8 protein-coding genes are annotated in these 7797 nt (G+C 77.4%); 4 read left to right on the forward strand and 4 right to left on the reverse strand.

What is annotated here, in order from left to right:
- The 3 genes from AB6N23_RS16070 to AB6N23_RS16080 all read left to right on the forward strand — a co-directional run.
- A partial coding sequence (locus AB6N23_RS16070; protein ID WP_489672009.1) for an AAA family ATPase occupies nt 1-1030 on the forward strand: 1030 nt, incomplete at its 5' end.
- Nucleotides 1031-1033: 3 nt separating this feature from the next.
- Nucleotides 1034-2350: a DUF58 domain-containing protein gene (locus tag AB6N23_RS16075; RefSeq protein WP_412867003.1), complete on the forward strand. Its 1317-nt coding sequence runs from the start codon at nt 1034-1036 to the stop codon at nt 2348-2350.
- 108 nt (nt 2351-2458) lie between these two features.
- On the forward strand, nt 2459-3625 hold the full coding sequence (locus tag AB6N23_RS16080) for a winged helix DNA-binding domain-containing protein (protein ID WP_412867004.1): 1167 nt from the start codon (nt 2459-2461) through the stop codon (nt 3623-3625).
- A gap of 97 nt (nt 3626-3722) precedes the next feature.
- Here the strand turns inward: AB6N23_RS16080 and AB6N23_RS16085 are convergent, their stop codons facing one another.
- Entirely contained in the window at nt 3723-4712 is a 990-nt protein-coding gene (locus AB6N23_RS16085) for a stage II sporulation protein M (RefSeq protein WP_412867005.1), read from the reverse strand.
- A gap of 60 nt (nt 4713-4772) precedes the next feature.
- On the opposite strand from AB6N23_RS16085, the gene AB6N23_RS16090 reads away from it, so the two are divergent.
- Nucleotides 4773-5624: an RDD family protein gene (locus AB6N23_RS16090; protein WP_412867006.1), complete on the forward strand. Its 852-nt coding sequence runs from the start codon at nt 4773-4775 to the stop codon at nt 5622-5624.
- Nucleotides 5625-5691: 67 nt separating this feature from the next.
- Here AB6N23_RS16090 and AB6N23_RS16095 read toward each other — a convergent pair whose 3' ends face one another.
- From AB6N23_RS16095 to AB6N23_RS16105, 3 genes are all read right to left on the reverse strand, one after another.
- Complete coding sequence (locus AB6N23_RS16095) at nt 5692-5901, reverse strand: Trm112 family protein (RefSeq protein ID WP_412867007.1); 210 nt, start codon at nt 5899-5901, stop codon at nt 5692-5694.
- Nucleotides 5898-7346, reverse strand: coding sequence for a phosphomannomutase/phosphoglucomutase (locus tag AB6N23_RS16100; RefSeq protein WP_412867008.1), 1449 nt, complete (start codon nt 7344-7346; stop codon nt 5898-5900). Before AB6N23_RS16100 ends, AB6N23_RS16095 begins: the two co-directional genes overlap by 4 nt.
- 111 nt (nt 7347-7457) lie before the next feature.
- Entirely contained in the window at nt 7458-7721 is a 264-nt protein-coding gene (locus AB6N23_RS16105) for a hypothetical protein (protein WP_412867009.1), read from the reverse strand.
- Nucleotides 7722-7797: the final 76 nt, after the last annotated feature.

Genomic DNA, 7797 nt, shown 5'->3' on the forward strand with positions numbered 1-7797 from the left:
CGCCGTCACCGCGACGCCCGCGTCCGCCGGCCCGGTCGCCGCCGGCCCCGCCCCGGCCGGACCCGCGCCCCTCACGCCGACCGAGGACCTGCGCGCCGCGCTCGCCGCGGTCCGCGCCGAGGTCGGCAAGGCCGTCGTCGGCCAGGACGCCGCCGTCACGGGCCTGATCATCGCGCTGCTGTGCCGCGGGCACGTGCTGCTCGAGGGCGTGCCCGGCGTCGCGAAGACGCTGATGGTGCGCAGCCTCTCGGGCGCGCTGGCCCTCGGCACCAAGCGCGTGCAGTTCACGCCCGACCTCATGCCGGGCGACGTGACCGGCTCGCTCGTCTACGACGCCCGCACGGCCGAGTTCTCGTTCCGCGAGGGCCCCGTCTTCACGCACCTGCTCCTGGCCGACGAGATCAACCGCACGCCCCCGAAGACGCAGGCGTCCCTCCTCGAGGCCATGGAGGAGCGGCAGGTCTCCGTCGACGGCGTCCCGCGCCCGCTGCCCGACCCGTTCGTCGTCGTCGCGACGCAGAACCCCGTCGAGTACGAGGGCACGTACCCGCTGCCCGAGGCGCAGCTCGACCGGTTCCTGCTCAAGCTCACGCTGCCGCTCCCGGAGCGCGCGGACGAGGTCGAGGTCCTCGCCCGGCACGCCGCCGGCTTCGACCCGCGCGACCTGGCCGCGGCGGGCGTCCGTGCGGTGGCCGGCGCCGCCGAGCTCGCGCGGGCGCGGGCCGAGGTCGCGCGCGTCCAGGTCGCGCCCGAGGTCCTCGGCTACGTCGTCGACGTGTGCCGTGCGACGCGCACGTCGCCGTCCCTCGCGCTGGGCGTCTCGCCCCGCGGGGCGACCGCGCTGCTGGCGACCGCCCGCGCGTGGGCGTGGCTGTCGGGGCGCGGCTACGTCACCCCGGACGACGTGCAGGCGCTCGCGCACCCGACGCTGCGCCACCGCGTGCAGCTGCGCGCCGAGGCGGAGATCGAGGGCGTCACCACCGAGTCGGTGCTCGACACCGTGCTCGCGTCCGTCCCGGTCCCCCGCTGAGCCGTGGCCGTCACCTCCCGCGCGGTCCTGGTCGCGCTCGCCGGTCTGCTGCCGGTCGCGGTGCTGCCCGCGCCCGTCACGGTGCTGGTCTGGGCGGTCGTCGTGGCGGTGCTGTGCGCGGTGGACGTGGCGCTCGCGGCGTCGCCGCGCGAGGTCGCCGTGTCCCGCGACGTGCCGCGCGCGGTGCGGCTCGGGCAGGCGACGCGCTCGGCGCTCACGCTCCGGGCCGTGGGCGACCGCCGCGTGCGGGCGCTCGTGCGGGACGCGTGGCCGCCGTCCGCGCTCCCCGGCGGTGACGCCCCGACGGGCGCGCGCACGCCCCGGCACCGGGTCGACGTACCACCCGGCGAGTCCCGCACGGTCACGACGCCGCTGGTGCCGACGCGCCGCGGCGACCTGCCCGGGGACCGGGTCACCCTGCGCACGGTCGGGCCGCTCGGCCTCGCCGGCCGCCAGGTGTCGCTCACGGTGCCCGCGCGGCTGCGCGTGCTGCCCGAGTTCGCGTCCCGGCGGCACCTGCCGTCGCGGCTCGCGCGCCTGCGCGAGCTCGACGGGCGCGCCGCGGTGCAGGTGCGCGGCGCCGGCACGGAGTTCGACTCGCTGCGCGAGTACGTCGACGGCGACGACGTCCGCTCGATCGACTGGCGCGCGACCGCCCGGCGCCAGGAGGTCGTCGTCCGCACGTGGCGGCCGGAGCGCGACCGGCACGTGCTGCTCGTCGTCGACACGTCGCGCACGAGCGCGGCGCGCGTCCTCGACGCGACGCGCCTCGAGGCGTCGGTCGAGGCGGCCCTGCTGCTCGGCGTGCTCGCCGCGCACGCCGGCGACCGCGTGGAGCTCCTCGCGTACGACCGGCGCGTGCGCGCCCGGGTCGCCGACACGCACCAGAGCCGCGTCCTCCCGGGCCTGGCCGAGGCGCTCGCCGGCGTGCAGCCCGAGCTCGTGGAGACGGACTGGGCCGGCCTCGTCACCCAGGTGCGGTCCCGGCTGAGCCGGCGGGCGCTCGTCGTGCTGCTGACGTCGCTCGACCCCGCGGCCGTCGAGCAGGGGCTCCTCGAGGTGGTCGGCCAGCTGACGCGGCGCCACCAGGTGGTCCTCGCCTCGGTCGCCGACCCCGAGCTCGAGGAGCTCCGGACGGCGCGCCGCACCGTGGAGGAGGTCTTCGACGCGGCGGCGGCCGAGCGTGCCCTCCTCGAGCGCGCCGCCGTCGGCGTGCGGCTGCGCCAGCGCGGCGTCGAGGTCGTCGAGGCGCTGCCGGACGATCTCGCGCCGCGGCTCGCGGACACGTACCTCGCGCTCAAGGCGGCCGGGCGGCTCTGAGCGACGGCGGGGCGTGACCCACCCCGCTGACCGGCCGGCGCCCCGCTGTCGGCCCGCGCAGTGCGGACCGACCCGCGCGTGCCGCCGCGCGCGCTAGCGTCGCCTCCCGTGGACGCCCCGCTCGACGACCGCGCGCTCAACCGCGCGCTGCTCGCACGTCAGCACCTGCTGAGCCGGTCGACCGCCGGCGTCGAGCAGGTCGTCGCGGACGTCGTGGGGCTCCAGGCGCAGAACCCGTGGTCGCCGTTCGTGGGCCTGTGGAGCCGGGTGGAGGGGTTCCGCACCGGCACGCTCGACGCGCTGCTGCTCGACCGCCGCGTCGTGCGGATCGCCGCCATGCGGTCGACGATCCACCTCGTGGGCGCCGAGGACGCCGCCGTGCTCGCGACGCTCGTCCGCCCGGTCCTGCACCGCGAGCTGCGCGCGAACCCGCAGCGGCGCGCCGCGGCCGACGCCGTCGACCTCGACCTCCTCGCCCGGCTCGCCGCGGACCACGTCGGCGCGGAGCCGCGCCCGACGACGCGGCTCGGCGCCCACCTCGCCGCCACGTGGCCCGACGTGGACCCGCTGCTCCTCGCGACGTTCGCGCGGGCGCTGCTGCCGCTCGTGCAGGTGCCGCCGCGCGGGCTGTGGCGGGGGTCCGCCGCGCCGACGCTCACCACCCTCGACGCGTGGGTGCCCCACGCCGTCGCGGCCGCGGGCGACCTGACGGACCCGGACGTGCGCCGCCGCGCCGAGGAGCGCCTCGTGCTCCGGTACCTGGCGGCGTACGGGCCGGCGTCGGTCGCCGACGTGCAGGCGTGGTCCGCCCTGCGCGGGCTGCGTGCCGTCGTGGACCGCGTGCGCGACCGGCTGGTCGAGCTGTCCGCGACGCCGGCGACCGCGTCGGGGCGGCCCCGCCTGCTGCTCGACCTGCCCGACGCACCACGTCCTGACCGCGACGTGCCCGCCCCCGTGCGCTACCTCGCCGACTACGACGACGTGTGGCTGTCGCACGACCGGCGCGACCGGATCATCGACGACGCGCACCGCCGGCGCCTGCAGACGCCGAACGGACGGTCGGCGGCGGCCGTGCTCGTCGACGGCCGCGTCCGCGCGACGTGGGCCGTCGCCCGCACGACCGCCGGGACGCGCGTGCGCGCCACGCTCACCGTCACGCCCCTCGAGCCCCTGACCGCGTCCGAGCGCCGCGACGTCGTGGCCGAGGGCGAGGCGTTCGCCCGCTTCGTCGCGGACGACGCCGACGACCACGAGGTCCGCCTGGCCACGACCTGAGCCGACCGGCCGGCTCCGTCGCACCGGTCGTCGCACCGGTCGTCGGACCGGCCGGGCGCCGCGACCGCAGCCCGCGGTCGACACCGCGTGCCCGGCGTCAGCCCGCGGTCGCGACCGTGTACCCGGCCCGGTCCGCCGTGAGGTCGCCGGTCTCCCCCGCCGCGACCGCACGCCGGCCGAGCACGAGCGTGTACGCCCAGAACGCCGCGAGCACGACGACGCCGATCGCGACCTTCACGGGCCACGGCAGCGTCGACCCGGTGACGAACCCCTCCACCAGGCCCGAGACCGCGAGCACCCCGACCAGGCCGATCGCCACGGTGAACAGCGCGCGGCCCTCCTGCGCCAGCGCGCGCCCGCGCGGGCGCGGTCCCGGGTCCACCATCGTCCAGAACAGGCGCAGGCCCGCGGCGCCCGCGACGAAGATGGCGGTCAGCTCGAGCAACCCGTGCGGCGAGATGAGCTGGAGGAACACGTCCAGACGCCCGTGCGCCGCCATGAGCCCGCCGGCCGCGCCGACGTTGACCGCGTTGCTGACCAGCATGTACACCGGCAGGACCCCGGTGATGCCCGTGCCGACGCAGACGGCGGCGATCCACGCGTTGTTCGTCCACACCATCGTCGCGAAGCCGGCCCCCGGCGCGTAGTACTCCGCGAACTGCTCCTCGACGTACTGGCGCTGCGACGCCGGCGTCCCCATCAGCGCCCGGGCCTCGGGGTCCAGCGCGACGAGGAGTCCCGTCGCGACCCCCACCAGGAGGAACACGGCCATCACGGCCACCGTCCACCAGCGGATCCGGTGCAGCGCGGCGGGCACGCTCACGACGACGAACCGGGCGACGTCCGACCACGCGGGCGCGTGCGTGCCGGCGAGCCGACCCCGCGCGCGGCCGAGCAGCTGGGACAGCCGGGTGACCGTCTCGGGGTCCGGCGCGGCCGACCGCACGGCCGACAGGTCGGTCGCGGTGGCCTGGTACAGCCGCACGAGCTCGTCCGCCTGCGCACCGTCGAGCCGGCGTGCGCGCACGAGCGCGTCGAGGCGCGTCCACAGGGGCGTCCGGGCGCGGGTCCAGGCGTCGAGGTCCACACCCCCAGCCTGCCACCCGCGGAGGGCCGCGCGGTGCCGACCGGCGGCTAGTCTGCGCAGGTGAGCGTGGGCACGGGGTGGCGGCCGGACGGGCCGGCGGACGGCGTCGTCATCGGCGAGGGCGTGCTGCTCGACACGCGCCCGGCCTCGGTGGCGTCCCGGCTGTGCGGCGGGATCGTCGACGTGGTCGCCCTGCTCGTGGGCGCGTACGTCGCCACCCGCCTGCTGGGCGGCGTGGAGCTGGCGCTCGACGCGCAGACCGGCCGGATCCTCATGATCGTCGTGCTCGTCACCGTCGTGCTGGTCCTGCCCACGACCGTGGAGACGCTGACGCGCGGCCGCTCGCTCGGCAAGCTCGTCGCCGGTATCCGGGTCGTGCGGGACGACGGCGGTCCCATCACGTTCCGGCAGGCGTTCGTGCGCGCCCTGACCGGTGTGCTCGAGCTGTGGGCGACGCTCGGCTCGGTGGCGCTCCTGACGTCGCTCGTGCACCCGCAGGGCAAGCGCGTCGGGGACGTCCTCGCCGGCACGTACGCGGCGCGCGTGCGCGGGGCCGCGCCGGTGCGCCGGACGACCCCGATGCCGCCCGCCCTCGCCGGGTGGGCCGCGCACGCCGACGTGGCGCGGCTGCCGGACGGCCTCGCGCTGGCGGTGCGGCAGTTCCTCGCGCGCGCCGACCGGCTGCACCCGGCCTCGCGCGTGCAGCTCGGGACGCGGCTGTGCGCCGAGCTCGGGCCGTTCGTGAGCCCGCCGCCGCCTGCCGGGACGCACCCGGAGGCGTTCCTCGCCGCCGTCCTCGCGGAACGTCGGCGGCGCGAGACGGACGTGGAGCTCGACCGTGTGCGCCGCGGCGAGGAGGAGGCGCGGCTGCTGCGGCGCCTCCCGCACGGCGTGCCCGACCCCGCGGCCTGAGGCGGCGCAGGCCGGACCGCTCAGCCGGCGCCCGTCGGTGCGGCCGCCCTCGCCGCCGGACGGGTCGTCAGGCGGGGCGCGCCTCGTCGGCGAGCAGCACGGGGATGCCGTCGCGCACGGGGTACACCAGCGGGCGCTCCGGGTCCTGCGAGACGAGGACGGGACGGCCGTCGGCGTCCGTGCCGTCCACGAGCTCGGCGCCCGTCACGGGGCAGCGCAGCAGCGCCCGCGCCCACGGCTCGAGCGACGTCGCGCCGGAGCCCTGGTCGGCGCTCACGGGGCGTCCGTCCGCACGAGCGAGAGCACGTCGTCGCGCACCTTCTCCATGATGTCCTCGTCCGCCGCCTCGACGTTCAGCCGCAGCAGCGGCTCGGTGTTCGACGCACGCAGGTTGAACCACCACTGCGGGTGGCCGTCCCAGTGCGAGACCGTGAGCCCGTCGAGCTCGTCGACCTGCACCGGCCCGCCGCCCTGCTGCGTCACGTACGCGTCGACCACGCGGGCGCGCGCGGCGGCCACGTCCTCGACGCGTGAGTTGATCTCGCCGCTCGCCACGTACGGCTGGTACTGGTCCGCCAGCGCGGACAGCGGGTGCGGCTGCCCGCCGAGCGCCGCCAGCACGTGCATCGCGGCGAGCATGCCCGTGTCGGCGAAGAAGAACTCGCGGAAGTAGTAGTGCGCGCTGTGCTCGCCGCCGAACACGGCCTCGTGCTCGGCCATCTGCGCCTTGATGAACGAGTGCCCGACGCGCGTGCGCACCGTGCGCGCGCCCGCCGCCTGCAGCAGGTCGGGCACGACCTGGGAGGTGATGAGGTTGTGGATCACGGTGGGCGTGCGGCCGGCCGCGCGCTCACGCTCGACCTCCCGCAGGCCCACGAGCGCGGTGATCGCGGACGGGCTCACGGCGTCGCCGTTCTCGTCGACGACGAAGCAGCGGTCCGCGTCGCCGTCGAACGCGAGCCCGAGGTCCGCGCCGTGCTCCACGACGGCGGCCTGCAGGTCGCGCAGGTTCTCCGGCTCGAGCGGGTTCGCCTCGTGGTTCGGGAAGGTGCCGTCGAGCTCGAAGTACAGCGGGACCACGTCGAGCGGCAGCCCGGGCAGGCCGGCGCCGGTGCCCAGCACGGCCGGGACGGTGTGCCCGCCCATGCCGTTGCCGGCGTCGACGACGACCCTGAGCGGCCGGATCCCGGAGAGGTCGACGAGCGAGCGCAGGAACCGCGCGTACTCCGTGAGCATGTCGCGCTCCGTGACGGTGCCGCGCTCCGCGACCGGCTCCACGCCGTCGGCGACGTAGCGGCCCGCGAGCTCGCGGACGGCCGTCAGCCCGGTGTCCTGCCCGACGGGACGCGCACCGGCGCGGCACAGCTTGATGCCGTTGTACTGCGCCGGGTTGTGGCTCGCGGTGAACATCGCGCCCGGCACGTCCAGCGCGCCCGACGCGTGGTACAGCCCGTCGGTCGAGCACAGCCCGATGAGGACCACGTCGATGCCGCGCGCCGTCAGGCCCTCGGCGAACGCGCCGACGAGCTCGGGGCCGGAGGGACGCATGTCGTTGCCGATCACGACGCGGGGCCGGGCGCCGGCGGCGCCCTCCGGCAGCACGACGACGTCGGCGAACGCGGCGCCGATGGCGCGCGCGACGCCCGCGTCCAGCTGCTCGGGGTACGTGCCCCGGACGTCGTAGGCCTTGATGAGCGCGGAGAGGTCCACGGGTGCGGGCACGAAAGCGTCCTTCGTTCTACGACGGCGGGGTCGGCCCCACCCTAGCGAGGGGGCGGGACGGGTCGTGCGGGGTCGGCCGTACCGGTCGCCCGGCGCGGTCGGTCGTGCGGGTCAGCCGACGTCGCGCGGGGACCCGTCCGGCCCCAGCGGCGTGCCGTCGCCGTCGACGACGTACCAGGCGGTGGTCTCGCACGCGTTGCACGAGGCGAACACCGCCGGCCGCCCGTCGGGGAGCGCGAGACGCACGCGCGTCAGCGCGGTGGCGCCGCAGCGGTGGCACCCGGGGACGACCGCGGAGTCGTCGACGACCGGGCGCGTCACCGAGCCGAGGGGCTCGTCCGCCGGCGTACGGCGGGCCCGCCCACGACCCGTCACGGCGCCTCGCCCGGGACGACGCGCAGGTGGCCGCGGCGGCGTCCGTCCGCCGGGGCCGTCGGGGCGGGCACCGGCG

Origin of the sequence: Cellulomonas pasadenensis, assembly GCF_047229365.1 — a bacterium.
Taxonomy (GTDB): domain Bacteria; phylum Actinomycetota; class Actinomycetes; order Actinomycetales; family Cellulomonadaceae; genus Cellulomonas.